The sequence below is a fragment of the Amycolatopsis sp. NPDC051372 genome, assembly GCF_040682095.1.
GTDB lineage: Bacteria > Actinomycetota > Actinomycetes > Mycobacteriales > Pseudonocardiaceae > Amycolatopsis.
The window spans coordinates 159,713-186,224 of the sequence record NZ_JBFBAF010000021.1; the positions used below are offsets into that span (position 1 = coordinate 159,713).

The following is a 26,512-nucleotide window of genomic DNA, read 5'->3' on the forward strand; positions in this document are numbered from 1 at the left end:
CACCGAACGCCGTGTTGGGGCGGTCGGGCCGGCGCCGGGTCAGCCCTGCTGGCCGAAACCGCCCGGCGGCGTGGCCGGGGGCTTGCCCTGCTCTCCCTGCGGCTGCTGGAAGAACTGGCCCTGCTGCGGCGCGTACGTGGTCGCCTGCTGGCCCGGCGGCGTCGCGCCCGGCTGCTGCGAGAACTGGCCCGGCTGCTGCTGCGGCTGGTAGGGCCCCGCCTGGCCGTACTGCTGGTAGTGCGGCACGGCGGGCTTGGGTGCGGGCGGCTTGAGCACGCCGTACTCCATCAGCAGCGCGGCCACCGCGACCAGCATCTGCACGATGCCGAGGATCAGTACCACCGTGACGATGCCCGGCGTGCTCTGCTCGGCCACCACCGTGTCGAGCGTCCCGAGCGCGCCGACCACGCTGAACAGCGCGGCGAACGGCAGCACGCGCGGCGCCTTCGGCAGCGCGTGCAGCGCCGCGAGCAGGCCACCGGTGAGCAGGAAGATCGTGTCCTGGCCGACGTCACCCGCTTCGTCGGAGAAGCCGATGAAGTACTGGACGACGCCCAGCACGGTCACCACGAGCGCGAGCACGAGCGGAAGGTTCTGCGGCAGCACCGGACCGGCCGAAGGCGGCGGTCCCTGCTGCGGCTGCTGTTGCGGGAACCCGCCCGACGGGGGCGGTCCCTGTTGGGGCTGCTGCTGGCCACCGCCCTGCTGGGGGTAGCCAGGCCCGCCGCTGGGGAAGGTCATCGGAAGCTCTCCTGTCGTTCGCCGGCAACTCCGGGGGAAGGTGGCACCCGGACGAATCACGTGACGGCCGCGTCGCCGAACGCTAGCGCATCCGAGGGTCCCCCGTCCGGGCCGTTGGACGCACGGGATGCCCGTTCGGTTGCAGCCGGAAACGCCACGGGCCGGGCACCGATTCTGGTGCCCGGCCCGTGTGACCCGCGTTTATGCAGGTCAGAGGTTGTTGTACAGCTCGCGCGCGAGGACGGCGGTCTCGCTCGGGGTCTTGCCGACCTTGACGCCGGCAGCCTCGAGGGCCTCCTTCTTCGCGGCCGCCGTGCCGGAGGAACCGGACACGATGGCACCCGCGTGACCCATGGTCTTGCCCTCGGGGGCGGTGAAGCCCGCGACGTAGCCGACCACCGGCTTGGTGACGTTTTCCTTGATGAAGGCCGCGGCGCGCTCCTCGGCGTCGCCACCGATCTCACCGATCATCACGATGACCTTGGTGTCAGCGTCCTTCTCGAACGCCTCGAGGGCGTCGATGTGGGTGGTGCCGATGATGGGGTCACCGCCGATGCCGACGGCGGTGGAGAAGCCGATGTCACGCAGCTCGTACATCATCTGGTAGGTCAGCGTGCCGGACTTCGACACGAGGCCGATGTGGCCCGGGCCCGAGATGTCGGCGGGGATGATGCCGGCGTTGGACTTGCCGGGGCTGATCACGCCCGGGCAGTTCGGGCCGATGATGCGGGTCTTGTTGCCCTTGGCGACGGCGTGGGCCCAGAAGTAGGCCGAGTCGTGCACCGGTATGCCCTCGGTGATCACCACGGCGAGCGGGATCTCGGCGTCGACGGCCTCGATCACGGCGTCCTTGGCGAACTTCGGCGGCACGAAGATGACCGACACGTCGGCGCCGGTCTCCTTGATCGCCTCTTCGACGGTGCCGAAGACCTTGAGGTCCTTGCCCTCGATGGTCACGGTCTGGCCGGCCTTGCGGGCGTTGACGCCACCCACGATGTTCGTGCCGGACTTCAGCATCTTGGTCGCGTGCTTCATGCCCTCGGAGCCGGTGAGCCCCTGCACGATGACCTTGCTGTTCTCGTTCAGGAAGATCGACATCTCACGCACCTGCCGCGGCGAGCTCGGCAGCCTTGTCGGCCGCGTTGTCCATTGTGTCCACCACGGTCACGAGCGGGTGGTTCGCGTCGGCCAGGATCTGGCGACCCTCGACGACGTTGTTGCCGTCCAGGCGGACGACCAGCGGCTTGGTGGCCTCGTCGCCCAGGATCTTCAGGGCCTCGACGATGCCGTTGGCCACCGCGTCGCACGCGGTGATGCCGCCGAAGACGTTGACGAAGACGCTCTTCACGTCGGTGTCGTTGAGGATGACGTCCAGACCGGCCGCCATGACCTCCGCCGACGCGCCGCCGCCGATGTCGAGGAAGTTCGCCGGCTTCACGCCGCCGTGCTTCTCACCCGCGTACGCCACCACGTCCAAAGTGGACATGACGAGCCCGGCGCCGTTGCCGATGATGCCGACCTGGCCGTCGAGCTTGACGTAGTTGAGGTTCTTGGCCTTGGCCTTCGCCTCGAGGGGGTTCTCGGCGTCCTTGTCCACCAGGGCTTCGTGGCCCGGCTGACGGAAGGAAGCGTTCTCGTCCAGGGTGACCTTGCCGTCGAGGGCGATGATCTTGTCCTGGGGGTCGCGCACCAGCGGGTTGACCTCGACGAGGGTGGCGTCCTCGGAGACGAAGGTCTCCCAGAGCTTCACGACCACGTCGGCGGCTTCGTCGATGATGTCGGCCGGGAAGTTGCCCGCCTTGAGGATCTCGAGCGCCTTCGCCTTGTCGACGCCGGTGACCGAGTCGACCGGGATCTTGGCGAGCGCCTCGGGGCGCTCGACGGCGAGCTGCTCGATCTCCATGCCGCCCTCGGACGACGCCATCGCCAGGAAGGTCCGGTTGGACCGGTCCAGCAGGAAGGAGAAGTAGTACTCGGACGCGATGTCCGACGCTTCCGCCACGAGCACGCGGCGCGTGATGTGGCCCTTGATGTCGAGACCCAGGATGGCTTCCGCCTTCTCCTTGGCCTCGTCCGGCGTCTGGGCCAGCTTGACGCCACCGGCCTTGCCGCGACCGCCGACCTTCACCTGCGCCTTGACGACGACCTGGGTGCCGATCTGCTCCGCGGCGGCCTTGGCTTCTTCGGGGGTGTTTGCCACCGAGCCCGGCAGAACCGGTACTCCGTGGGCGGCGAAGAGATCCCTCGCCTGGTACTCGTAGAGGTCCACTACTCCAGTCTCCTGACGACACGCCACTGTGGTGGTCCGTTACCGAACCGCGCTGTCGGACCAGTCGAGGTTAGCGACCAGCGCAGAAGCAGGGGACTCCGCACCTGGTGAAGTCGGTCACCGTGCGCGGTCAGGGGGTGTGAGTCCGCCCACCGGGGCCGTTTTTTCGCCCCCGGCGGCGGCCGTCGCGGCGGCTGTTGCCGTTACGACGATCGCGGCGAGGCCGAACCAGAACCCGAGCGCGGGCGTCCGTCCGGCGATCCCGACGAGCGGCAGCTGTGCCACGTGGACGGCCAGCACGAGCACCGCCCCGGTGAGCGCGGCCGCGGCGGCCCCGGGCCGTGAGCGGACGCTCAGCGCGAGCACGCCGAGAACGACCAGCAGCGCCGTGAGCAGTCCCCACGACGGAGTGTCGAAATCGGACCAGAGCCCGGGCGACGGGTAGTCGGGCGCGGTGAAGACCGGCGTGCCGAAGGCGAGGACGGACAGGATCGCGGCCGCAGCGACGGGCAGCAGTACGCGGGGGCGCGGGCCTTCGGTGCCTTCGTCGTCACGCTCGACGACGCCGGTGACAGCGGCCGCGAGCGCCGTGAGCCCGGCGAGGCCGAGCGCGATCGCGGTGAACACGGCGCCGGCGCCGAGGTGGTAGCTGATGGTGCCGCCGAGACCGTCCAGCCCCGACAGCCCGGTCGCTTGCGACGCGGTGATGGCGGTGCTGAGCACGGCCGTGCCGGCGAGGACGACGCCGGCCCAGAGGACGGCGAGGATGCCGCGGGCGGTTTTGTACGCGAACAGGAACGGCGCCGGCAGGGCGACGAGGATCGCGGCCGTGAGCAGGAGCCAGCGGGCGGGGCTCTGGGTCGCGGTGGCCGTGTCGAGCTGCGGGGCGAGCGCGCCCACAACTCCGACGACTGCCGTCAGCAAAGCGAGCAGGGCCGTGGCGGTGCGCCACAGCGTGAGGCTCGGGACGCGTGCTTCGCCGGCCAGATCGGTGCGTTCGACCTGGGCGATTTGAGGCGTCGCGAGGGGTGCCAGGACGAGCACCACCAGCATCGCCACGACGGCGACAACCGGTCCCCACGCGAGATGCAGTCCGCCCACCGCCAGCCCGCCGACCAACGGCGGCAGCGCCACGGCGAACGTTGCCGCGGCCGCACCGCCCAGCGTCCCACGCGCCACGCCGTCGGACGCCGCGCCGAACCCGAGCACGACAGCGAGAAGCAGCGCGCCCGCGATGACGACGTAACCGGTGAGTGCAAGGCCGGGACCTTCGAACGCTGAGTGCGCCGGGAAGAACGGGTTGTCCGAGATGACGGGCGCCATCAGCAGGCCGACGCCCGCGGCGATGGTGAGCAGCGGAACGACCAGCCGCCAGCGCCGTCGTCCGCCGTCGTCGCCCGCGACCTCGTTGAGCTGCCGCGCCACCTGCCCGGCCGCGATCCCGGCGGCGATCGTGAGGACGTGGCCGGCGAGGAGCAGCCAGAACCCCGCGCCGACCGCACTGCGGTCCAGCAGGCGGTCCGGGAGATACAGCTCGGGGCGGACGGTTTTGGAGCCGTTGGCGAAGAACTGCAGGTCGAGGAGGAGGCGGCCGGGGGCGAGGGCGGCCAGGCCCGCGGTGAGGCCGGCGGCCAGGCCGTGCCTGCCGCTGTAGGCCGCTGCGGCGACGATGCCCGCGGGGACCAGCGCGAGGAGCGCGAGGAGGGGCCAGGCGAGGTAGCCGGGGTTCGCGTCGGGCGAGACGGGGAGGATCGCGCCGGCCGTCAGGGCGAGGGCGCCGATGCTCAGGAGCGCGACGGCGGTTTTGAGCTGCGGGGAAGGGACGCGGTCGGTGTATTCGAGGTCGGGGTCGAAGCGGGGGCTGGGGGCCTGGTCCGGTTCGGTGGTCGTGGCGCTGCCGGGCTTGGTGCGGGTGACGCCACCGCCGGCCGCCGAGCTCTCCTTGCGACGAGTGCCATGACTCGCAGCCCCGGCTCCGCTTCGGGCACTCGCCTCACGATCGATCGTGCCGAGTTCATCGTGCGCGCTGCTGCGCTCTCGCTGCCGCGCGGTGTCGGTGCCGCCGGTCGCGATGCTCGGCTCGCCAGCGCGGACCTCGCCGCTCACAGTGCGCTGCCCTCGGCCCCCGCCACAGGCGCTACCGGCCGAGGCCCCTGCCTCGCCGCGGGCGGCGGGTGGCTCGTCGCCGGCATCGGCGGGAGCCGTGCCGTTCGCGGGGACGTTGCCGTTCGCGCGGGACGAGACGCCGCCGGTGGCATCGAGGCCGGCCGCGGCGCCGGGGCTGCCCGCGGACCCGCGGCCGCCCGTGCGGCGCTCGCGGCGGGTCTCGGCGCGGGCGCGCTCGCGGGCGGCGGCCTTGCGCTCGGCGAGGCTGGGCCGCCGGGGGCCGGCGGGCGGCCTGGGGCTGTCCGGGTCGGAGCCGGAACGGGCCGGGGAGGAGTCCCCGTCGTGGGGTCCTTCGGACGAAGTCATCGGACGCGACGCTAGCAAGTCGGACACCGCGCGGCCCCCGCAGTGCGACGGCGGCAGAGCGGCCGGCAAGGCGAGGGCGGGCATCGGCACTGGTAGAGCAGGCGGCGGCCGGGAGCCGAAGATGCGAAAGCCAGTCAACGCGAAGCAGCCCAACCACTCCGGCGACACGGCAGTGGCAGTCGCAACGACCGCAGGTCGCGGGAACCAGAGCACCGCGAGCCCAACAGCGAGCGGCCCCATCCGCCTTGCCATCCACGGGACTACGGCAGCCGGCGGCGACCGGGAGCCGAAGGCGCGAAAGCCAAAAGCCAGTCGATGCGAAGCGGCCCAACCGCTCCGGCGGCGCGGCGATGGCAGTCGGCCATGACCGCAGGCCCGCGGGAACCGGAGCACCGCGAGCCCAGCAGCGAGCGACCCGGTGCCCGTTGCCGTCCACGGGAACTACGGCGGCCGGACGGGGCACGGCTTCGCGGGGTCGCAACCGGTGGCGGCGTGGTGTCGGCCCCCGTCGGCGGTTTGATCGGTCAAGCGGGTGATCACCCGGGGAGGCGAGTGACCGGCGCCACATGCGCGAGCGTGGATTCCCTTCAACACGGGACCGCAAACGTTTATTTCAACGGTGGGGCCGTTCGGCGGGGTGCGACGGGGCCGTTTGGGGCGCGAATGCCCGAAAGTCCTGTAACAGAGATCACACCGATCGGAGTAGTTTCGGATTAACTTTAGGTAATCCCTACAGCTAGCAGCGTGATGGGAGCCGCCCGTTCGGCCGAAACGGCGGGCGCACCTTGCTGACAACGGTGCCCCTTCGTTACTGTCCCACGGTCCCCATTACAGTCAGGTCACGAAGCGCAACGCCGAGCCAACCACCCCCGAGGTCGGCTCAACGGGATCCCCCGCCCGTAGTCACGCGACGACCCGGCTCCCCGACGATGGAAGGCCCTGTCTTGGCTTCACACCGCTCCCCCGGCGGCCAAGCCCCTTCCCCGGCGCTGAAGGACGCACTGGACGGTGCGGTCATCCGCGTGCGGGGTTCGCACCGCATCGCCCCGCCGTCCTCCGCCCTGCGTGGGCGGGTCGTGGTCGCAGCTGTCGCGGCCGGCGCGTTCGCCGCTGCCGCCGCGGGCCAGACCCTCAAAACCGTGACGACCGATTCCGACACCGCCGTCACCCCGCTCGCCAACGCCCAGGACGCGAGCGCCTCGTTCACCCTCGGCAGCGCGGGTTCAGGGGGAGCCCCCGAGCTGCTGCCCGTCGGCCACTCGATGGACGCCTCCGCCGAGGCCGCCCGCATGGCCGACAGCCTGAAGGTCACCGAAGCCCGCGAAAAGGCCGAAGCCGCGGCCGCGCAGAAGGCCAAGGAAGAAGCCGAGCGCCCCAAGACCTGCCTGCCGGCCCACGGCACGTTCACCTCGGGCTTCGGCGCCCGCTGGGGCAGCAGCCACCTCGGCATCGACATCGCGAACTCGATCGGCACCCCGATCTACGCCGCCTCCGACGGCACCGTCATCCAGGCCGGCCCCGCCAGCGGCTTTGGCCTCTGGGTCCGCGTCCAGCTCGACGACGGCACCATCCAGGTCTACGGCCACATGAACAGCTTCTCCGTCCACGAAGGCCAGAAGGTCAAGTGCGGCGAGCAGATCGCCGAGATCGGCAACCGCGGCGAGAGCACCGGCCCGCACCTGCACTTCGAGGTCTGGCAGAACGGCACGAAGAAGATCGACCCGCGCCCGTGGCTCGCCGCTCGCGGCATCGTCGTCTGAGTTTCGGCTAGCTCTCCCTTATTGCTCTTTGGTTTCGACTCTGTTCTTCGGTTTCGAACTGTTCCACTCGGCCACGGTCGGCGCCCCCGCGCTCTCCGTGGCCGAGTGCGTTTCGCAAGCCCTTCCACGCACCGCCCGAAGAAGTGGCTACGGCGCCCGTGCGTCCTCTCGACCGCCGGAGACAGCTCTAGCGCTCACCGGTGGGTGCGCGGCGGATGAAGTACGCGACAGCGACCTGCCAGACCGTGCAGAGGCTTGCCGGGCGGCGGCGGAGGAGCCAGCGGCCCAGGCCACCCGCTCCGCAGGTTTGGCAGTGGCCGTCGGGGCCCAGGTCGTGGTGGCGGAGCAGGGCGCGCCACGCGGCGGCCAAGCGGTGGGCTTCCCCCGAAGCACACCCGGAGCCGGGTTCCGCAAAGTCGGCCGAACCGAGCATCGGCGAGCCGCACCCCGAACCGGCAGAACCGCCGGAGCCCCCCGTGGTCCCCAGAACTCCCCGTAAGTAGTCCTGTACCCCCGCGGCCAGGACCCCAAACAAGATCGCGTCCACACCCTCGTGCTCCCTCCCGAGGCGGCCGGCGAACGAGCACCAGCCTACCTCATTCATTCGAACTTGTGTTCGACTGGAGGGAGCCTAACCGAGGGGTCCGACAAAAATCAGAGCTTCACCATCGGCACGCTGCCGATCAGCATGAGGCGGACCTTGCCGGACGCACCGAAGTCGATGGTGGCCGTGGCGCGGGGGCCGACGCCGTCGCAGGAGATGACGGTGCCGAGGCCGTACTTGTCGTGGCTGACGCGGTCGCCGACGTCGAGCTTGAGGGCCACCGTGTCCTTCCAGCCCTTGCCGAACGGCGACGAGGAAGTCGTCGACGAAGACGAGGGAGACCGCCGGCCCCACGTCGTCGCCGCGCGCGGGCCCGAGGACGACGAGCCCGAGGAAGATCCGAAGTTGCCGAAGCCCGGCGATGACGGCTCCAACCGGCGCCAGTCGACCAGATCCGGTGGCAGCTCGTCGAGGAAGCGCGAAGCGGGGTTCATCTGCGGCTGGCCCCACGCCGACCGCACGAGCGCGCGCGAGACGTAGAGCCGTTGCCGCGCGCGCGTGATGGCCACGTACGCGAGCCGGCGCTCCTCCGCGAGCTCCGTCGGGTCGCCGAGGGCGCGCATGTGCGGGAAGACGCCGTCTTCCCAGCCCGTGCAGAACACCACCGGGTACTCGAGGCCCTTCGCGGTGTGCACGGTCATCAGCGTGACGACCCCGGCGCCGCCGTCGCCCTCGTCGCCGCCGTCGGGCGACGGGATCGAGTCGGCGTCGGCGACCAGGGACACGCGCTCCAGGAACGCGGCGAGCGAACCGGGCGCGGGCACGCCGTCGTCGAGCACCAGCTCGGCGTTCTCGTCCTGCTGGACCTCGGCGGTGAACTCCGCGAACTCGCGCGCCACCGTGACGAGCTCCGTGAGGTTCTCCACGCGGGAGGCGTCCTGCGGGTCGTCCGACTCCTCGAGCTCCGCGCGGTACCCCGTGCGCTCCAGCACGGCCTCCAGCAGGTCGTGCACCTCGGAACCCGACGCCGCCAGCTCGCCCAGGTCGTCGAGCAGCGACACGAACCCGGTGATCGCCTTGGCCGACCGCGGGTTCAGCAGCGCCACCTTGCCCTCGACCGCATCGCGCAACGCGGCCGCGAAGGTGATGCGCTCGCGCTCCGCGTGCGTGGCCACCACGGCCTCGGCACGGTCGCCGATGCCGCGCTTGGGCACGTTCAGGATGCGGCGCAAGGAAACCGTGTCGTCCGGGTTCGACAGCACCCGCAGGTACGCGAGCATGTCGCGCACCTCGCGCCGCTCGTAGAACCGCACGCCGCCGACGACCTTGTACGGCAGGCCGAGCCGGATGAAGATTTCCTCGAACACCCGCGACTGGTTGTTGGTGCGGTAGAAAACGGCGACGTCGGAGTAGTCCGCCTCGCCCTTCTCCGCCAACGCGTCGATCTCGCCCGCGACGAACGCGGCCTCGTCGTGGTCGTTGTCCGACACGTAGCCGACGATCTTCTCGCCGTCGCCCGAATCCGTCCACAGCCGCTTCGCGCGCCGGTTGGGGTTGCGCTCGATCACGGCGTTGGCCGCCGAGAGGATCGTCTGCGTGGAGCGGTAGTTCTGCTCCAGGAGGATGGTGTGCGCGTTGGGGAAGTCGCGCTCGAACTCCTCGATGTTGCGGATCGTCGCGCCGCGGAAGGCGTAGATCGACTGGTCCGCGTCACCGACCACCACGAGCTCCGCGGGGTCGATCCCGGTGTCCGTGGCTTCAGTGCCGGCCAGCACGCGCACCAGCGTGTACTGCGCGTGGTTCGTGTCCTGGTACTCGTCGACGAGGATGTGGCGGAACCGGCGGCGGTAGTACTCAGCGACGTCCGGGAACGCCTGCAGCAGCGAGACCGTGCGCATGATCAGGTCGTCGAAGTCGAACGCGTTGGCCGCCTCGAGCCGGCGCTGGTACTCGACGTAGACCTCGGCGACGCGGCGCTCCAGGTCGTTGGCGGCGTTGGCCACGGCCGCGTCGGGGTCCGTCAGTTCGTTCTTGAGGTTCGAGATGTGCACCGCGAGCGTGCGCGCGGCGTACTTCTTCGGGTCGATGTCGAGGTCGCGCGCGACGAGTGTGATGAGGCGCTTGGTGTCGTCCGAGTCGTAGATGGAGAAGCTCGACGACATGTCCAGCGTCTTCGCCTCGCGGCGCAGGATCCGCACGCACATCGAGTGGAACGTGGACACCCACATCGCGTTGGCCCGGCGGCCGACGAGCGACGCGACGCGCTCGCGCATCTCCGCCGCGGCCTTGTTGGTGAACGTGATCGCCATGATCTCGCCGGGGTGCACCCCCCGCTCCGCCAACAGGTACGCGATGCGGCGCGTGAGCACACGGGTCTTGCCCGACCCCGCGCCGGCGACGACGAGCAGCGGCCCGCCGGCGTGCATGACCGCTTCGCGCTGCGCGGGATTGAGGTCCTCGAGCAGCTCGGCGGCAGCCTTCCGGGCAGGCGCGGGCTTTTCTGCGGGAAGATCGAAGAGGGTGTCCATCGCCTGACCACGCTACCCCTGGGGTACGACAGGTTCGTCAGAGGCAACTGCGCCTGTCGACGTACGCCGCGGTGTCGCCTCCTGTCCGACGCGCCGGGGCGTTCGCGCGCGGAGCATCGAACGGTATGGACGACAAGATCCCCGCCCGGTTGAGGGCATCCGACAGCGACCGAGAACGCGTCGCAGCGACCATCCAATCCGCCGGTTCCGAAGGCCGGCTCACGCTCGAAGAGGTGGAGGAACGGCTCGGCGCGGTCTACGCGACGCGCTACGTCGACGAGCTCGGCGCACTCACCACCGACCTGCCGCGCCCGGAAGTCGCGCGACGGCCGGGATCCGGCTGGCCGCTCACCCGCGCCGCGTTGCGCGAGCACCCGGCGCTGCGGATCCACGCCGCGATCGTCGTGGCGCTGGCGGTGCTGCTGATCGTGCGGTGGGCGGTGCTGGGCGTCGGGTTCTTCTGGCCGGCGATGCCGTTGTTCTGGCTGTTCGTCACCCTCGTGGTGCACGCGCGGGTGCGGAGTTTCCGGCGGCGCGGTGAAACTCCTGTGCCATACTGACCCCATGCGGCACAGCAGTGAGCGATTTTTCTACGGGACCCGGACTCCGGCTCCCGTGATCGCGTAGTGCCCCACCCGCCATCACCCGCAGCCCCGGAGTCCACGGACCCGGGGCTTTCGCCGTCCCAGGGGCCACTGGGAGTCCGGACTTCAGAGAGGTCCCGATGAACGCGCAGACTCAGAACGCCGACGGACAGCCCGCCGAGAACACCGTCGCCGGCGAGGACATCTCCTCGCGGCGCAAGGAGATCGACTGGCTCGACGCCGAAATCCTGCGGCTGGTGAAACGCCGGGTGGAGGTGTCGCAGACGATCGGCGCGGCCCGCATGGCCGCCGGCGGCACGAGGATCGTCTACAACCGCGAGATGGACGTGCTCGCGCGCTACCGCGAACTGGGTCCGGAGGGCCGCCAGCTCGCGATGGCGCTGCTCAACCTGGGCCGCGGCCGCCTCGGCCGATGAACTTACGGCCACATCGGGGACTTCCCCGATCCGCCGGTCCGCGAAAACGGGCAGACTGGACCCATGATTAACGTCATCGCCGTCATCATCGCGATCGCGAGCGTGCTGGCGGCACTGGGCCATGTCGGTTACCTGGCGCTGCTCAACAACGCAGCGGGTAAGCGGGCCGGCGGTGCGCCCGTCGCGCAGTACGTGCGCAGCCGCTGGGCGATCGCCGGTGGTACCACGGCGGCATCACTGTTCGCGTGGCTGCTCACTTCCGGGGGAGGCGTAGCCGACATCATCGCCATCGTGATTGCTGTCGGTAGCGGTGCTGTGGCGACGAAGGCTCTCCAGACGACCCGGGAGAAGTACCGCAGCGGAGGGTGACCGGCCCTGCCTGGCGCGATCGCACTGCGTAGCGTGACCTCACGCCCGTTCGGTCGTCCCCGACAGAGTGAAACCTGTGCAAGTTGCAGGTTGCCCCGAGACTTTCGCCTGGCGGTTTCCTACTCTTGGGTTCGTGAGGACCCATGCGTCTGGGTGGGGCGAGGCCCGGAGGACGCGCGGGAGCTGCGGCTCCGCGCGCCCACTGGCGCGTGCGCGTGCAGATGCGCGGGAGTTCGCAAGTGTGGACGCAAGTGACTCCGTTCGCGCCTCTGCTCCGATCGGGTTGATCGGAGTGCCGGCGCCGTCACGCCCACACCGGGGAGGGGTCGGACGGGCATGACGGGAAACGCGATGGGTGGGTCGAGCAGCTCGAGCCACCCGGACACGGTGACGGCCGCGGAGGTCACGGTGCCGGGCAGGCACCGGGCTCGCAGTCTTCAGGACACGGACACGTGGACGCCCGTGGTCCCGCCGCACGGCGGAGGTCACCACCGCCACCGGCCCGGCGGCGAGAGCGTCGACGCGGCGGCCCGCGCCCTGCCGTTGCCCCCACCTCGCCGGCGGGCGGCCGATCCGCGCTCGACGTTCGCGCCGACGCAGGGGACTCTGCCCGTGCCAGGGCCCGGAGTGCTCCTGCCGCAGCCCCAGCAGGCCCGGCCGACGCACTCGCGCCGCCCGATCCCGCTCCCGCAGCCGACGCGCAGGCCGGACGAGCCGCGCGACGAGCACCGCGTCCACGAGGACTACCGCGCCTACGACGCGCTCCCCGAGCACGCGCTGAACGGACGCGGGCCGTACGCACCGCCGACGCGAGGCCGCACCGAGTTGCCACAGCCCGGCCACGGCGACCGGGGCTTCACCGCCGGCCGGCTCGACGAGGCCGGCCCGATCGACGGCCCGCCGGCGCCCGAACCCGAGTCGCCCTGGAGCGGAGCTCGGTCCGGCGACCTCGCCGAGGCGGCGGCGCCGGAGTCCCCGCAGACCGAACGACGGGGGCCCGCCGGACACACCGTGCTTCCGCGGACCGACGACCTCGCCGAACCCTCTCCGCAGACAGAACCGCGTGCGTTCGCCGGGCAAGCCGTGCTGCCACAGTCCGGCGACCGCGCACCGGAGTTCGCGCAGGACGAGCGGCGCCCGCCCACCGGACTGGCCGTGGTGCCGGTCCCCCAGCCCGTGAGCGAGATCGACCGCGCCTGGGCGGCGCCGGGGACCACGCGTTCGCTCGCCGACATGCCGATGCACGACGGACTCGGCCGGCCGCAGGTGCGCCGCAGCAGGCGCGAGCGGGTCGCGGCGACCGCGGCCACGCTGGCCCAGCCGCAGCCCCCGGAGCACGACGACGCCGAGCTCGCCCGCGAACACGTCGAGCTGAGCGCGCCGCGGGAGCCCGCCGCCGAGCAGCCGGCGAAGCCCGAGCCCCCGCAGCGTCAGCGCGTCACGCTGCGGGCCCCGGCCAAGCCGCGGGTGCGCGGTCCGTTCGACGAGGCTTCGCTCGACGAAGACGACGAAGTGCGCGTGTACGCCGCTCCCTTGCTCGACGGGCTCGGCAAGTTCGACCTCGGCTCCGTGCCCGCGTCGGTGACCCCGCCCAAGACGTGGCGGAAGGCGGCGTGGTTCGCGACCGGTGCGTCGGGCGCGGTGGTGGTCGGGCTGCTGTTCGCCGGGACCTTCCTCGTCGGCGGACCCACCGCGACCACCGACGCGCTCGGCGGCGGCTGGCCGGGCCGGCAGAACGGCGGCAACCCGCTGATCCTCCCGGACCCATCGCTCGGCCAGCAGGGCGGCACGGGCGGCGGCCCGCAGGACAGCAGCAGCTCCGGCGGCGGCCGCTCCGGCACCCGGGGCGACGACCCGAGCACTCACCCGCAGAACGCCGTGGGCTCCGAGACCAGCGAAGACGAGTCGCCGACGGACTCGTCGTCCGGCGGCGACTCGTCGGACCCCGTCACCACCGGGCCGACGTCGACACCGGCCGGGCCGCCCGCGAAGCCGCCGATCACCCCGGCGCAGCGCGAGACCTCGCCGACCAGCGTCTTCTACACGGCCTCCCCCGACCCCAAGGCGATGGGGGACAACACCGAGAAGTTCTTCAACAACGTCACCACCGACCCCTCGGAGGCCGCGGCCGTCACCACCGGGGACCTCAAGCAGGAGGGCTCGCAGGGCCTGCGGCAGCGCTACGCGAACGTCGCGTACTTCGAGGTCAAGAAGGTCGAGATCGACCCGGACAACAACACCACGGTCAACACGCTCGAAGTGACCCACACCGACGGCACCAAGACCATCGAGCAGCGCACGCTCACCTTCGGCGACGACGAGAAGATCGCCGACGACGGCGCCTGACCAGGCATGATCGTCCGGCAAGGGCCTACCGTTTCGTGCAAGTGCAGACTGCCCGTTCCGATGCACGTGCGGTGCGGTAAGCGGTTGAACTTGGTCCGGGTGGGTGACATAAGCTGCCGCTCGTCGTATGACGACGGCATTCCGGCGACTGAGCCTGGCGGGTGCCCGTCGCCACAGGGTTACCTGGCGACAGCGGATCCGGAACCGACCACGAGTCGGCCATCCGGGCCAGCGGCGTACGACCGAACGGCCGTACCGTCGTCCCCCGAACCCCAGAGCGAGGACATTCGTGCTTGATCGGCAGCGCACACGGCGTGAGACCCGCGAGGTCACTGCCGTCCGCGTCGAGGACGTGATCCCTCCGGAGTTGCTCGACGGCGTCGGCGACGCGGACCGCGACTACCTCGAGCAGGTCTTCCGCGAGCCGCAGAAGTACCTGCCGCCACGGTCACACCGCATGGACCCGGCGCACCGCGCGGAGGCCACCAGATCCGCCGAGCCGGCCGAGGAGCCCGAGAGCCGCTTCGCCCGCCGCGCCAAGCAGGTGGGCCTCGTCGGCGCCGGCGCGCTCGTCGCGGGCGCCGTGGTCACCGCGGCGCTGCTCAGCGGCGGACCCCGGCCGACCACGCCGGTCGCCGAGGACACCATCCCCACCGGTTTCAGCGGCGCCGCCGCGCTCGGTGGCCAGGCTGTGCCCGGTCCGCAGGAGCACGGCGCCGGAGGTACCACGTCCGGGCACCGCGAGGGCACGCAGGTCGAGTCCGGCGCCGGCACCACGCAGCCCACGCGCGACACCGGCTCGACCACGGAGCAGGCCGGCACGCCCAGCACGTCCGCGCCGAGCAGCACGCCGCCGTCGGAGCACGCCGAGTCCACGGGCGCGGAGACCATGTCCGACGCCGACAAGCTGCGGGCCGTGAAGGCCTTCTACTCCTCGATCGACAAGAACCCCGACAGCGCGCTTGCGCTGCTCGCTCCCGGACTCGCCCAGGGCGAAGCCGGCAGCCTGGTCCGCGCGTGGAGCGCGGCCCGCTCGATCGACGTCCAGGAGACCCGCGTGCAGGACGACGGCTCGGTCGTCGCCGTCGCGGTGCTGCACCAGACCGACGGAACACTGCTCCGCGTCACGCAGCTGTTCGACGTCGTGGAGCGCGACGTCATCTCCGAAGCGCGACTGCTCTCCGCCGTCGCATTCTCGTGACCTGCGACGATCCTGTTCCGGGTAGACGATCAGACCGTGCCGAGTGTGTGTGCACAGAGTGAACGCCTAGCCTTGTCGCGGGCCGGTCTCGGGAAAACCGGCACACGGCCCACGACAGGTGCCTACGCTGCGGTGCTGCGGCCGGTTCGAGGTCGCATCTGCGGGGTGGGCACGTCCCGCTCCGGGCAGTCGGAGCCCCAAAGGGAGGTCGCGTGAGCGACGAGGGTCGTCTGGTCGCCGGCCGGTACCGCATCATCGGCCGGATCGGCACGGGCGCGATGGGTGCCGTCTGGCAGGCACACGACGAGGTGCTGGGCCGCACGGTGGCCGTCAAGCAGCTGCTGATGCAGCCGGGCCTCGAGGAGCACGACGCCGAAGACGCCCGGCAGCGCACCATGCGCGAGGGCCGCATCGCCGCGCGCTTGCACCACCCCAACGCGATCTCGGTGTTCGACGTCGTCACCGACGACAACGGGCAGCCGTGCCTGATCATGGAGTACCTCAACTCCACGAGCCTGGCCCAGGTCCTGCAGGAACGCGGCACGCTGCCGCCGCTGGAGGTCGCGCGGATCGGCGCGCAGGTGGCCGCCGCGCTGCGCGAGGCGCACGCCGTCGGCATCGTCCACCGCGACATCAAGCCGGGCAACATCCTGCTGGCCGGCAACGGCACCGTGAAGATCACCGACTTCGGTATCTCGCGCGCCAAGGACGACGTCACGGTCACCAAGACCGGGATGATCGCCGGCACGCCCGCCTACCTCGCGCCCGAGGTCGCGATCGGCGGTGACCCCGGCCCCGAGTCCGACGTGTTCTCGCTCGGCTCCACGCTGTACGCCGCGTGCGAGGGCCAGCCGCCGTTCGGGCTGTCGGAGAACACGCTGAGCCTGCTGCACGCCGTCGCCGCGGGGCAGATCAACCCGCCGCGGCAGTCGGGCCCGCTCGCCAGCGTGCTCGCCGTGCTGCTGCACCCTGACATCCACCACCGGCCCACCGCCGAGGAGTGCGAAGAGCTGCTGGCCTCCGTCGCACGGGGCGAAACGCCGCTGGGCGGACCGGCCGGCGAGACCGTGATGGTGGCCTCGGCCGGCACGCTGGGGGCTGCCGCCGTGGCCGGCGCGGCCGCCACGCATCTGTTCCCCGAAGAAGACATGGACGACGCCGCGCACTCGGGCACGCTGCTCGACGCGCCCGGCCCGGCGCAGCAGTACTACGACGACGAGGCCGAGTACCCGGCGGCCGCCGCGTACCCCGAGAACGACTACGACCGGTACGACCAGCAGTACCAGGGCGAGCCGCCGCTGTACGGCGACCCGGGCCGCAACGGCCTGGCCGCCACCCGGTCCGTGCCGACCCACGACGTCTACGACGACGACCAGTACGACGACGGGTATGACGACGGCTACGACGAGCCACCGCCCCCGCGGGCCCAGACCAGCCCCACCGACAACGAGGACGAGAAGCCCGGCGCGTGGAAGAAGCCGGCGATCATCGGCGCGATCGTGGTGGTCGGCCTGGTGGCGCTCGGTGTGTGGCTGCTGAGCTCGAACAACCCGCCCGACGCTTCGCAGCAGCCCGCTCCCCCGGCGACGTCGTCGGCTGTGGTTCCGACCACAGATACGGCTCCTTCGAGTGAAGAAGCAACCACGAGCGAAGAAGAGACGTCCTCTTCGGAGGAGACCTCTTCACGGGAGGAGACGACGACGTCTCGCCGGACCTCCGCGCGGAACACTCCGTCGCGAGAGACGTCGTCCGAGCAGGAGACTCCGACAAAGTCGTCCACTTCGAAGTCGAACCCTCCCGACACCACGACATCCACGTCTACGGGCAGTCCGCCGTCGTCGAACAGTTGATCCAGGATCAGATTTGAGTTCAGAAGGCACCATCGTCGGCGGCCGGTACCGGCTCGACCAGCCGATCGGCCGCGGCCGCGCGGGCATCGTGTGGCAAGCGTTCGACACGCGGCTGTTCCGCACGGTCGCGATGAAGCGCATGTACCTGCCCGTCGGCCTGCCGCCGGACCGCGCCGAGCAGGCGCGTGCCGCGGTGATGCAGGAGGGCAAGGACGCGGCTCGCGTGGACCACGCGAGCGCGATCACCGTGTACGACGTGCTGCCCGACGGACCTGACGTCTGGCTGGTGATGGAGTACATCCCGTCGCGCGGGATGGCGTCGTTCCTCGCCGAGCACGGGCGGCTCACGCCCGAGCAGGCGGCGTCGCTCGGGATCATGCTGGGCGACGCGATGGCGGCGATCCACGCGGCCGGCATCGTGCACCGCACGCTCGAACCCGGCACCGTGCTGCTGGCCGACGACGGCGGCGTGAAGCTCACCGACATCGGCATCACCGGCGGCGGGGCGCACCCCGCCTACCGCGCGCCCGAGGTCACCCGCGGTGCCCCGGCCTCGCCGGCGGCCGACGTGTTCTCGCTCGGCGCCACGTTGTACACGGCCGTGGAGGGCGTGCCGCCGTTCGGTGAGGACGGCGAAGCGTCCGAGCGGCCGCCGCAGAACTCCGGGGTGCTCGCCGGCGCGTTGCGCAAGATGCTGCGGATGGACCCGACGGCGCGTCCGACGATGGCCGACACGGTGGCCGCGCTCAGCGCCATCACCGAGGGCCGCGAGCAGACCGCGTTCATCCCGCCGACGGCGCCCGCGATGCCGACCATGCCCGCGTCGTGGCCGCTGCCCCCGCAGCAACCGGGCCAGCCGGGGCCGTTGATGCAGATGCCGGTGCAGCAGGTGCCCTACGCGCCGGCCGCGCCGCAGCCCATGCAGCAGCCGATGGCCGCCCAGCCCACGCAGCAGATCCCGCCCCAGCAGCAGCCGCTACAGCACCAGCCCCTGCAGCCGCCGTCCGCGCGGTTCGTGCCGTCGGCGGCTCAGCAGGCGGTGTCGGCCGCGGAGCTGCGGCAGAAGGCGGCCGCCCGCCGGAAGCTGATCCTCACGGTCGCCGCGATCCTGTGCGCGGTGCTGATCGGGATCGGCGTTTCCGAGCTGTTCTTCGTCTGAGCCGTCCGAGTCGTCAGAACCGTCTGAGCCGTCTGAGCCGTCAGGCGACCTTCGCCGTCGCCTCACGCATCGCGTCGATCAGCGTCCGCACGGCCGGGTTTCCGACGGCTCGCGCGGCGATGGCGGCGTGGATGATCCGGCACGGCTCGGGGTTGCGGATCCGCCGCACGGCCACGCCGGGGTGTGCGGGCCCGACACCCAGCTCCGGCACCAGCCCCACGCCCAGCCCGGCCGCGATGAAGCCCTGCGCCGTGAGGTAGTCCTCCGACTCGACCACGATGTTGGGCGCGAACCCGGCCGAGGCGCACGCGCCGTCGAGGATCGCGCGGCACATCCCGGGCATCGGGTCCACGCCCACCCACGGCTCGTCGGCCAGGTCGGTCAGGTCGAGCACCCGCTTGCGCGCCAGCGGGTGCGCGCGCGGGAGCACCGCGCGATACGGGTCGTCGAGCAGGTGCACGAGCTCGATCCCCTTCGCCGGCGGCGCGGGCCGAGGGAAGACGACGATCGCGACGTCGGCGCGGCCCTCCTCCACCTCGGGCATCGGGTCGTCGGGGTCGACGAGTTTGAGGTCGAGCCACACGCCGGGGTGCTCGCGGCGGACGGCGGCCACGGCGTGCGGGATCACCGAAGCGCCGGCCGTGGCGAAGTAGCGGATGGCCAGCTTGCCGGTGCGCCCCTCCTTGAGCTCGGTCAGCGCCGCTTCGGCGCGCGCCAGCTCCGCGCTCAGCGTCTCGGCGTGCTCCGACAGCAGCACGCCCGCAGGGGTGGCCCGGATGCCACGGCCGACGCGTTCGAGCAGCTCGGTGCCCGCCTCGCGTTCGAGGACCGAGAGCTGCTGGCTGATCGCCGACGGGGTGTACCCGAGGTTTCGCGCCGCGGCGGTGATCGACCCGCTGGTGATCACCGCGCGCAGAACCTGCATTCGCCGCACGTCGAGCATGGCCGAATTCTACAGCTCTGCTTAAGCGTTCCTGCAGTTATTTTCGCTTGTCCTTACGTCTGGGCGGGGCCAGGCTGAACGTCGGCCGAGAAGGAGGAACTGGGGTGGGCGAGACGAAGACCCTGCTCAGGATTGCCGCGCTGGCACTGATGTGGGGTTCGAGCTTCTTCTGGATCAAGCTGGGGCTCGCGGCGTTCTCGCCGGTGCAACTGGTGCTGGCGCGCCTGGTGCTCGGCGCCGTGGTGCTCGTGGCGCTGTGCCGGCTCGGGCGCCGTCGGCTGCCGACGGACAAGCGCACGTGGCGCCACCTCACCGTGGCCGCGTTCTTCCACAACGCGTTGCCGTTCCTGCTCTTCGCGATCGGTGAGACCACTGTGGACTCCGGCATCACCGGCGTGCTGAACTCGACGACGCCGCTGTGGGTGCTCGTCGTGGCGCCGTTCCTCGGGGTCCGCCACCGGATGACGGCGATGCGCGCGGCCGGACTTGTGGTGGGCCTGGCGGGAATCCTGCTGATCTTCGCGCCGTGGGAGGCGTCCGGGCTGCTGAGCTGGGGCGCGCTGGCCTGCCTCGCGGCGGCGGCGAGCTACGGCTTCGCGTTCGTCTACGAGGGCCGCTACCTGTCGGACACCGGCGACTCGCCCTACGCGCTCTCAGGCGGACAGATGATGATCGCCGCCGGGTTCCTCGTGCTGGTGGTGCCGTTCGGCGGGCTCTCGCCGGTGCACCTGACGCCGCTGGCCGCGTTCGCCGTGGTGATCCTCGGCATCGGCGGGACCGGGATCGCGTTCGCCCTCAACTACCAGCTGCTGGCCAGCGAAGGCGCCGTCGCGGCGTCGGTGGTCGGGTACCTGCTGCCGATCGTGTCGGTGGCGCTGGGCGCGATCTTCTTGCACGAGCAGCTGAGCTTCCGCGTGATCGCGGGCATGGTCGTGGTGCTGGGCGGCGTCGCGCTCACGCGGGTGCAGCGGAAGAAGGCCGTGGCCCCGGCGCCGCTGGTGGCCGCGGAGCCCGCCGCCTAGACGAGCCGGCGGTCCGAGGCCCAGCGGGAGAGCTCGTAGCGGTTGGACAGCTGGGTCTTGCGCAGGACGCTCGACACGTGCGTCTCCACCGTCTTGACCGAGATGAACAACTCCGACGCGATCTCCTTGTACGCGTAGCCGCGCGCGAGCAGGCGCAGGACGTCGCGCTCTCGCGGGGTGAGCAGGTCGAGCTCGGGGTCGTTGATCGGTGCCGAGCCGGGGCGGTCGGCGAACGCGTCGAGCACGAAGCCGGCCAGGCGCGGGGAGAACACGGCGTCGCCGTCGGCCACGCGGACGATCGCGCGCACGAGCTCCTTCGACGAGATGGTCTTGGTGACGTAGCCGCGCGCGCCGCCGCGGATCACGGCGATCACGTCCTCGGCGGCGTCGGACACCGACAGCGCGAGGAACACGACGTCGGGCAGCTCCGGGCGCACGCGGCGCAGCACCTCGGCGCCACCGCCGTCGGGCATGTGCACGTCGAGCAGCACGACCTGCGGTCTGGTGCGCGCGATGCCGGCGACGGCGTCGGCCACCGAACCGGCCTCGCCGACCACCTGCACCTCGTCGGTGATCGAGTCGAGCTCCGTGCGGACCCCGGCGCGGAAGAGCGCGTGGTCGTCGACGAGGAACACCTTGACCGGCTCGCGCTGGGTCTCCGTCACCGTGCTGCTCCCTCGCTCGTTGTCGCCCAGCCCGAGCATAGCGAGGTCACGCCGCGCCCTTGGCCGCTTTGAGCGGCATGGCCAGCTGGACTTCGGTGCCCTCGCCCGGCGCGGTGCGCAGCTTGCAGGTGCCGCCGTGACGTTCCATGCGGCCGCGGATCGAGTCGGCGAGACCGTGGCGGTCGGCGGGGACCACGTCGGGGTCGAAGCCCTTGCCACGGTCGCGGATGAAGACGGTGACCTCGGTGGGTTCGACCTCGGCGTACACGCTGACCTCGTCGACGCCGGCGTGCTTGGCCGCGTTGACCAGCGCTTCGCGGGCGGCCTGGACGAGGGCCGTGAGGGGTCCGTCGATCTCGACGTCGCCGACCACGACCTGGCTGACGGAGATCGCGAAGGTGTCCTCGACCTCGCCGCACGCGGCGCCGAGCGCCTCGGACAGCGGGACGGCGCCTTCTTCCTGCTCCTTCGACTTCTTGTCGCTCGGCTTGCCGTAGCCGCCGGGGCCGTAGAGCCAGCCGCGCAGCTCGCGCTCCTGGCCGCGCGCCAGCCGCACGACCTCGTGCGGCTGGTCGGACTGACGCTGGATCAGGGCGAGCGTCTGCAGCACGGAGTCGTGCAGGTGCGCGGCGATCTCGGCACGCTCGTCGGTGCGGATTCGGGCGCGGCGCTCGTCGCCGAGGTCGCGGACCAGACGCAGCCAGAAGGGGATCGTCAGCACGGCCACGCCGACCAGCGTGGCGAGAACGGCGATGAGGGCGAACTTGACCTGGTCGAAGCTGCCGCTTCGGAAGACCACAACCCCGATGCCGGTGGCCACGAGCGCCACGCCGGCGAGGATCCGGATGATCGCGGCGCTGCGGCCGCCGCCGCCCACGAACGCGCCCGTGACGCCGTCGCGCGCCCCCGTGCGCCAGCGCCGGCGTTGTGATTCGTCGGCCTCGCGCCAGACCACGGCCGCGCCGAGCATGGCGATGGCCAGCGGCACGGCGACCCAGCCGCGGATGGTGCCGGACAGCGTGCCGCTCGCGATGGCGAGGCCGATGCCGAGCGCGATGAGGCCGAACGCCTGTTGACGTTCCTTCGCGGCCTTCTTGCTGTCGACCTCGGCGGTGTCCTCGGCCTGCTGCGGCACGAAGACCCAGAGCAGCCCGTACGCGAGCAAACCGGCGCCGTTGAGGGCCGCGAGCAGCGCGAACGCCAGGCGCACCCACAGCACGGGCACGCCGAGGTGGTCCGCGAGCCCGCCCGCGACGCCGGCCACGGCCCGTCCGCTGCGGCGCCGGTGCATCTTCGGCTGCCCCGGCTGCCTGGCGACCTCGGAAGCCCCGGAACCCCCGGTAGTCCCCGGGGCCCCGGAAGCCACGATGGCCGTCATGACGGCAGCCGGCACCGGCCCCCGGGCCGGGTCGCTCACCTGTCCGGCGGCGCCGAGGTCGAGGAAGTCCTGCACGCCGTCCATCGTCACACGCCGCGAGCAGTTCTGACATCGGGGAAGCCCCTGATCACGACCCGGACACCGGCGGCACTCAGGGGAAACCTCAGGGAACGTCCCCGATGTGGCGCCGCCGCGGGTCGCGCATGCTTTGCCGTATGAGTGGTGCGAACGAGGCGCCGAGCCCGAAGTCGAATCCTTTCAACGGCTTCGAGGAGACGGTGAAGGATTTCTGGGTGAGCCGGCCGCGCCGGCCGCACGTGGGGCGCAAGGTCGCGGGGGTCGCGGCGGGACTGGGGAACCGGTACGGCATCGACCCGGTCGTGATCCGGGTGGCGCTGGTCGCGGCGATGGTGTTCGGCGGCTTCGGGCTGGTGTTCTACCTGCTCGGCTGGCTGCTGTTCCCGAACGAGGGCGACGAGACCTCGGGCTTCGAGGCGATGATCGGCCGCGGGCGCTCGACGATGTCGAAGGCGTTCACCGTGGTCCTGACGCTCGCGTTGATCCCGGCGGTCGGTCTCACGTTCGGCAACGGCTGGTTCGACGGCGGTGGCCTCATCGGGTTCGCGCTGCTCTCGGCAAGCCTCTACCTCCTGCACCGCAGCCGCGGGCAGGACAATCGCCCGGCGCCGGTCGTCGCGTACCCCGCGTATGAGACGGCCCAGGCCGTGCCCGGAACCGGAGCCTTCACGATGACGGACACCACGACGGAGCCCATGGGCGCCGCCGCTCCCGGCTGGGACCCGCTGGCCGCCGATCCGGCGGGCTGGGACCTGCCGGACCCGGCGGGGCCGACGCCGCCGGAGAACCCCTACCACTACGAGTCCGACGATCCGACCCCGCAGCCGCGGCAGCCGCGGTCGAAGATCGGTTCGGTGACGATGGCGGCGGCCGTGGTCGTGGCCGGCGTGGGCGTGGTCCTGAACCTCAACGGCGTCGACTGGTTCTCGGTGCGCCACATCATCGGCCTGGTGCTGGGCGTGCTCGGCGTCGGCATGGTGGCGGGCGCGTTCGTCCGCGGCTCACGCGGGCTCATCGCACTGGCCCTGCCGCTCGCGATCGTCGGCATGATCATGACGACCAGCGCGTTCAACAGCATCGACCTGCGCGGCGGCGTCGGCGACCTCGACGCGACCCCGCACTCAGTCGCTGAGCTGCAGTCGGTGTATCGGCACGCGGCGGGCGACATCGACCTCGACCTGACGCAGCTGCCGGCCGGCGAACCGATCACCACCTCGGTCAGCAACGGCGCCGGCGACACCCGGGTGACCGTGCCCGCGACGGCCGACGTCACCTACACCTGCAAGAACTCCGCCGGCGACGTCGACTGCCTCGACCGTTCCACGAGCGGCGTCGGCCAGGCAGCGCTGACCGGCAACGACTTCGGCGACGACGGGCCGGGCGGGCAGAAGATCACCCTGAACGTGACCAACGGTGCCGGCAGCTTGGAGGTGCTCCGTGGCTGACAACTCGAACATCCCGACCCGCCGCCGAGGCGTGGACGTGATCACCCTGATCGTCGGCCTCGCGACCCTGCTGGTCTCGGGCTACGTGCTCTCCGACGGCGCGAGCTGGCTGCCCACCTTCGACTTCCGCTGGGTCGTCGCGGGCGGTGCGGTGTTCATCGGAGTGCTGCTGCTGGCAGCTTCCTTGCGGCGCAAGCGGTACTGACACCGAGCACCACTCAACGCGAAGGGCCCCGTCGAATCCCGACGGGGCCCTTCGCGTTCAGCTCATTCCCACTCGATGGTGCCCGGCGGCTTGCTCGTCACGTCGAGGACAACGCGGTTGACCTCCGGCACCTCGTTGGTGATGCGCGTCGAGATGCGTTCCAGCACCTCGTACGGCAATCGCGTCCAGTCGGCGGTCATCGCGTCCTCCGACGACACCGGACGCAGCACGATCGGGTGGCCGTAGGTGCGGCCGTCGCCCTGCACGCCGACGCTGCGGACGTCGGCCAGCAGCACCACCGGGCACTGCCAGATCTCCTGGTCCAGGCCCGCGGACGTGAGCTCCTCGCGCGCGATGGCGTCGGCTGCCCGCAGCGTCTCGAGCCGGTCGGCCGTGACCTCGCCGATGATGCGGATACCCAGGCCGGGGCCGGGGAACGGCTGGCGCTGCACGATCGTCTCCGGCAGCCCCAGCTCGAGTCCCACGCGGCGCACCTCGTCCTTGAACAGCAGGCGCAGCGGCTCGACGAGCTCGAACTGCAGGTCGTCGGGCAGGCCGCCGACGTTGTGGTGGCTCTTGATGTTCGCCGTGCCCTCGCCGCCGCCGGACTCGACGACGTCGGGGTAGAGCGTGCCCTGCACGAGGAACTTGTAGTCGCCCTGCGCCTTGAGGTCGCGCTCGGCCTGCTCGAACACGCGGATGAACTCGCGCCCGATGATCTTGCGCTTCTCCTCCGGGTCGGTCACGCCGGCGAGCGCGCCGAGAAAGCGTTCCCGCGCGTCAATGGTCACGAGCTTCACGCCCGTGGCCGCCACGAAGTCCTGCTCCACCTGCGTGCGCTCGCCCGCGCGCAGCAGCCCGTGGTCCACGAACACACACGTGAGGCGATCGCCGATCGCGCGCTGCACCAGCGCCGCAGCGACGGCCGAGTCGACGCCGCCGGACAGGCCGCAGATCGCCCGCCCGTCGCCGATCTGCTCGGCGATGCGCGTGACCTGTTCGTCCACAATGGACGACGTGGTCCACTGCGGCTTGATGCCCGCGATCTCGGACAGGAACCGGCGCAGCACCTCCTGGCCGTGGGGCGAGTGCGCCACCTCCGGGTGGTACTGCACGCCGGCGAAGCCGCGGTCGACGTCCTCGAAGCCGGCCACGGCCGCGCCGTCGGAGCTGGCGGTGACGACGGAGCCCTCGGGCGCCTTCGTGACGCTGTCGTTGTGGCTCATCCACGCCGTCTGGTGGCCGGGCAGACCGGCGTGCAGCCGTCCGCCTTCGCCGACCACGCGCACGTCGGTGCGGCCGAACTCGCGCACGCCGGTGGGCTCGACGACGCCACCGAGCGCCCGCGCGAGCAGCTGGTGGCCGTAGCAGATGCCGAGGATCGGCACGCCGGCGTCGACCAGCTTCGGGTCCATGCCCGGGGCGCCCTCGACGTAGACGCTCGACGGGCCGCCCGACAGGATGATCGCCGACGGGTTCTTGGCCAGCAGGTCCTCGGCGGTCGAGCTCGACGGCACGACCTCGGAGTACACCTGCGCCTCGCGCACGCGGCGGGCGATCAGCTGCGCGTACTGCGCCCCGAAGTCGACGACGAGTACCGGACCGGTGGGATTGGCCACCTACGACCTCCAGGCGAATGAGCGCTTTTGCCTCCATCGTCCCAGGTGGGCTGGGTCACGCCGCCCTCACCCCGTGACTGGCCCCCGAATGAGGACCGCACCTGTCCGCGAAGCGTCCTACGGTTCCCCCATGACTGTCGAATGGACCACCGAACTGCACGACCAACTCGACTGGCACTGGCAGCACCACGTGCGTTCGCGCCTCGACGGGCTCGGGGACGACGAGTACTTCTGGCAACCGGTGCCGAACTGCTGGACCGTGCGCCCGCGTGCGGAGAAGCCGGACGGGCCCGGGACCGGGGACTTCACCGTCGACTTCGCGTACCCGGAGCCGGTGCCGCCGCCCGTCACCACGATCGCGTGGCGGCTCTCGCACGTCATCGTCGGAGTGCTCGGCATGCGCGCCGCGTCGCACTTCGGCGGGCCGGCGATGAGCTACGAGACCTTCCCCTACGCCGGCACCGCGGCCGAGGCGCTCGACCAGCTCGACTCCGCGTACGACAGCTGGATCAAGGGCGTGCGGGGGCTCGACGCCGAAGCGCTCGCGCGTCCGGTGGGCAAGGCGGAGGGGCCGTTCGCCGAGTACCCGATGGCCGCGCTCGTGCTGCACATCAACCGCGAAACCATCCACCACTGCGCGGAAGTGTTGCTGCTGCGGGATCTCTACCGGAGCAAGTGACCCGACGACGGCCCGGTCCCCCGACCGGGCCGTCGTACCCCCAGTGCCCCGAGCTAGCTGTAGTGACCATGGACGTTGTTGACGTGTGAGCGGCGCGTCGGGTTGATCATGACGAAGACCTCCGTGTGTGGTGGTGGTGTCTGACGCCATCACCGATCACAACGGAGGTCTTCGTGTCTCACCGTAACGCCCGGCTGACCCTGCATGGTCGACGGTTG

Annotated in this window: 21 protein-coding genes; 12 read left to right on the plus strand and 9 right to left on the minus strand. The window is 71.3% G+C overall.

The genetic code is table 11. The features are described 5' to 3' along the window. Nucleotides 1-39: 39 nt before the first annotated feature. The 4 genes from AB0M56_RS29790 to AB0M56_RS29805 form a co-directional block, all read right to left on the minus strand. Nucleotides 40-741: a DUF5336 domain-containing protein gene (locus AB0M56_RS29790; protein WP_364181797.1), complete on the minus strand. Its 702-nt coding sequence runs from the start codon at nucleotides 739-741 to the stop codon at nucleotides 40-42. 210 nt (nucleotides 742-951) lie between these two features. Next, nucleotides 952-1,839 carry a succinate--CoA ligase subunit alpha gene (sucD, locus tag AB0M56_RS29795; RefSeq protein ID WP_364181800.1) on the minus strand — a complete coding sequence of 296 codons (888 nt, stop codon included), beginning with the start codon at nucleotides 1,837-1,839 and terminating at the stop codon, nucleotides 952-954. Between the two features lies 1 nt (nucleotide 1,840). Next, nucleotides 1,841-3,010, minus strand: coding sequence for an ADP-forming succinate--CoA ligase subunit beta (gene sucC, locus AB0M56_RS29800; RefSeq protein ID WP_364181802.1), 1,170 nt, complete (start codon nucleotides 3,008-3,010; stop codon nucleotides 1,841-1,843). Nucleotides 3,011-3,127: 117 nt separating this feature from the next. Then, nucleotides 3,128-5,482, minus strand: coding sequence for a hypothetical protein (locus AB0M56_RS29805; RefSeq protein WP_364181805.1), 2,355 nt, complete (start codon nucleotides 5,480-5,482; stop codon nucleotides 3,128-3,130). A 1,076-nt stretch (nucleotides 5,483-6,558) separates the two neighbouring features. On the opposite strand from AB0M56_RS29805, the gene AB0M56_RS29810 reads away from it, so the two are divergent. Next, a complete protein-coding gene (locus AB0M56_RS29810) occupies nucleotides 6,559-7,242 on the plus strand; it encodes a M23 family metallopeptidase (RefSeq protein WP_364181864.1) in 684 nt (227 codons plus the stop codon). A gap of 654 nt (nucleotides 7,243-7,896) precedes the next feature. Here AB0M56_RS29810 and pcrA read toward each other — a convergent pair. Further along, on the minus strand, nucleotides 7,897-10,314 hold the full coding sequence (pcrA, locus tag AB0M56_RS29815; protein ID WP_364181808.1) for a DNA helicase PcrA: 2,418 nt from the start codon (nucleotides 10,312-10,314) through the stop codon (nucleotides 7,897-7,899). A 125-nt stretch (nucleotides 10,315-10,439) separates the two neighbouring features. On the opposite strand from pcrA, the gene AB0M56_RS29820 reads away from it, so the two are divergent. The 7 genes from AB0M56_RS29820 (at nucleotide 10,440) to AB0M56_RS29850 (ending at nucleotide 18,260) form a co-directional block, all read left to right on the plus strand. Beyond that, nucleotides 10,440-10,874: a DUF1707 domain-containing protein gene (locus tag AB0M56_RS29820; protein WP_364181810.1), complete on the plus strand. Its 435-nt coding sequence runs from the start codon at nucleotides 10,440-10,442 to the stop codon at nucleotides 10,872-10,874. Between the two features lie 164 nt (nucleotides 10,875-11,038). Next, nucleotides 11,039-11,335, plus strand: a complete 297-nt coding sequence (locus AB0M56_RS29825) for a chorismate mutase (protein ID WP_364181813.1) — start codon at nucleotides 11,039-11,041, stop codon at nucleotides 11,333-11,335. Between the two features lie 63 nt (nucleotides 11,336-11,398). Next, nucleotides 11,399-11,704 (plus strand): hypothetical protein, encoded by a 306-nt coding sequence (locus tag AB0M56_RS29830; protein ID WP_364181815.1) that lies wholly within the window; start codon nucleotides 11,399-11,401, stop codon nucleotides 11,702-11,704. Nucleotides 11,705-12,040: 336 nt separating this feature from the next. Further along, entirely contained in the window at nucleotides 12,041-14,050 is a 2,010-nt protein-coding gene (locus tag AB0M56_RS29835; RefSeq protein WP_364181818.1) for a hypothetical protein, read from the plus strand. A gap of 289 nt (nucleotides 14,051-14,339) precedes the next feature. Next, complete coding sequence (locus AB0M56_RS29840; protein ID WP_364181821.1) at nucleotides 14,340-15,251, plus strand: hypothetical protein; 912 nt, start codon at nucleotides 14,340-14,342, stop codon at nucleotides 15,249-15,251. A 212-nt stretch (nucleotides 15,252-15,463) separates the two neighbouring features. Next, nucleotides 15,464-17,101: a serine/threonine-protein kinase gene (locus AB0M56_RS29845; RefSeq protein WP_364181824.1), complete on the plus strand. Its 1,638-nt coding sequence runs from the start codon at nucleotides 15,464-15,466 to the stop codon at nucleotides 17,099-17,101. Nucleotides 17,102-17,114: 13 nt separating this feature from the next. Then, nucleotides 17,115-18,260: a serine/threonine-protein kinase gene (locus AB0M56_RS29850; protein ID WP_364181827.1), complete on the plus strand. Its 1,146-nt coding sequence runs from the start codon at nucleotides 17,115-17,117 to the stop codon at nucleotides 18,258-18,260. 40 nt (nucleotides 18,261-18,300) lie between these two features. Here the strand turns inward: AB0M56_RS29850 and AB0M56_RS29855 are convergent, their stop codons facing one another. Next, on the minus strand, nucleotides 18,301-19,203 hold the full coding sequence (locus AB0M56_RS29855; protein WP_285970576.1) for a LysR family transcriptional regulator: 903 nt from the start codon (nucleotides 19,201-19,203) through the stop codon (nucleotides 18,301-18,303). Between the two features lie 104 nt (nucleotides 19,204-19,307). Between AB0M56_RS29855 and AB0M56_RS29860 the strand changes: the two genes are divergently transcribed. After that, a complete protein-coding gene (locus AB0M56_RS29860; RefSeq protein ID WP_364181830.1) occupies nucleotides 19,308-20,225 on the plus strand; it encodes a DMT family transporter in 918 nt (305 codons plus the stop codon). Here the strand turns inward: AB0M56_RS29860 and AB0M56_RS29865 are convergent. After that, nucleotides 20,222-20,929 carry a response regulator transcription factor gene (locus tag AB0M56_RS29865; RefSeq protein WP_364053724.1) on the minus strand — a complete coding sequence of 236 codons (708 nt, stop codon included), beginning with the start codon at nucleotides 20,927-20,929 and terminating at the stop codon, nucleotides 20,222-20,224. The two genes, AB0M56_RS29860 and AB0M56_RS29865, sit on opposite strands and share 4 nt — an antisense overlap. Nucleotides 20,930-20,936: 7 nt before the next feature. After that, nucleotides 20,937-22,181, minus strand: coding sequence for a PspC domain-containing protein (locus AB0M56_RS29870; protein ID WP_364181867.1), 1,245 nt, complete (start codon nucleotides 22,179-22,181; stop codon nucleotides 20,937-20,939). Nucleotides 22,182-22,483: 302 nt separating this feature from the next. On the opposite strand from AB0M56_RS29870, the gene AB0M56_RS29875 reads away from it, so the two are divergent. Then, nucleotides 22,484-23,791, plus strand: a complete 1,308-nt coding sequence (locus AB0M56_RS29875; protein WP_364181833.1) for a PspC domain-containing protein — start codon at nucleotides 22,484-22,486, stop codon at nucleotides 23,789-23,791. Continuing rightward, nucleotides 23,784-23,996 (plus strand): hypothetical protein, encoded by a 213-nt coding sequence (locus AB0M56_RS29880; protein ID WP_364181835.1) that lies wholly within the window; start codon nucleotides 23,784-23,786, stop codon nucleotides 23,994-23,996. Before AB0M56_RS29875 ends, AB0M56_RS29880 begins: the two co-directional genes overlap by 8 nt. Before the next feature lie 62 nt (nucleotides 23,997-24,058). Here the strand turns inward: AB0M56_RS29880 and guaA are convergent, their stop codons facing one another. After that, nucleotides 24,059-25,615 carry a glutamine-hydrolyzing GMP synthase gene (gene guaA, locus AB0M56_RS29885; RefSeq protein WP_364181838.1) on the minus strand — a complete coding sequence of 519 codons (1,557 nt, stop codon included), beginning with the start codon at nucleotides 25,613-25,615 and terminating at the stop codon, nucleotides 24,059-24,061. Between the two features lie 130 nt (nucleotides 25,616-25,745). On the opposite strand from guaA, the gene AB0M56_RS29890 reads away from it, so the two are divergent. After that, nucleotides 25,746-26,294 (plus strand): DinB family protein, encoded by a 549-nt coding sequence (locus AB0M56_RS29890; protein WP_364181840.1) that lies wholly within the window; start codon nucleotides 25,746-25,748, stop codon nucleotides 26,292-26,294. The last annotated feature ends 218 nt before the right edge of the window (nucleotides 26,295-26,512 follow it).